Raw genomic sequence first — 739 nt, 5'->3', positions numbered from 1 at the left:
TTCTTCTTTAACTTTGAAGTACACATCTGAGATATTTTTAATTAACCCAGACAGTTGATTAAGACCTGTAATAACTGCTGCAATGATTACCCAATTCATATTATCACCTCCCTTTGATATCTCTATCTTATCACTTTGGTTTGCTCGAGTCAACAACAAATTTCATCTTTTTTCAAATGTTGTTAAAAGTTTCAAAATAGAAACGCAATATCTTTTAAAAGATTACTTACTATAAATGCGTTATGACTTATAAAAAATAGGAGAGGCTTCCCTCTCCCTTGTGCTTACTCCGAATCGTCTTGGCGGTTGCGATTCTTCTGCATTTCTTCTTTAATCTTGAAGTACAAATCTGAGATATTTTTAATTAATCCAGATAGTTGATGAAGACTTGTAATAACTGCCGCAATGATTACCCAATTCATATTATCACCTCCCTTTGATATCTCTATCTTATCACTTTTATTGACACGAGTCAACTATAAATTTCATCTTTTTTTAATGTTAGTAAAAATTATGAAACGAGAACGCAATGTCTTATAGGAGATTACTCACTATTACTGCGTTTTGGCTTATAAAAAATAGGAGAGGTTTCCCTCTCCCTTCTTTTACTCCGAGTCGTCTTGGCGGTTGCGACTCTTTTGTACTTCTTCTTTAACTTTGAAGTACACATCTGAGATATTTTTAATTAACCCAGACAGTTGATTAAGACCTGTAATAACTGCTGCAATGATTACCCAAT

1 protein-coding gene is annotated in these 739 nt (G+C 33.2%); it reads right to left on the bottom strand.

Going from position 1 to position 739, the window contains the following annotated elements; all coding sequences use genetic code 11:
* Nucleotides 1-284 precede the first annotated feature (284 nt).
* Nucleotides 285-422, bottom strand: coding sequence for a hypothetical protein (locus tag GBN91_RS29150; RefSeq protein ID WP_170950871.1), 138 nt, complete (start codon nt 420-422; stop codon nt 285-287).
* Nucleotides 423-739: the final 317 nt, after the last annotated feature.

This window comes from Bacillus sp. B1-WWTP-T-0.5-Post-4 (assembly GCF_009183795.1).
Classification (GTDB): Bacteria; Bacillota; Bacilli; order Bacillales; family Bacillaceae_G; genus Bacillus_A; species Bacillus_A cereus.
The sequence above is the reverse complement of the archived record's forward strand: the minus strand, read 5'-3'. Positions and strand labels throughout refer to the sequence as shown.

Bases quoted from the DNA above. Each gene is read 5' to 3' on its own strand.
- GBN91_RS29150 (WP_170950871.1), bottom strand. From the start codon at position 422: ATGAATTGGGTAATCATTGCGGCAGTTATTACAAGTCTTCATCAACTA.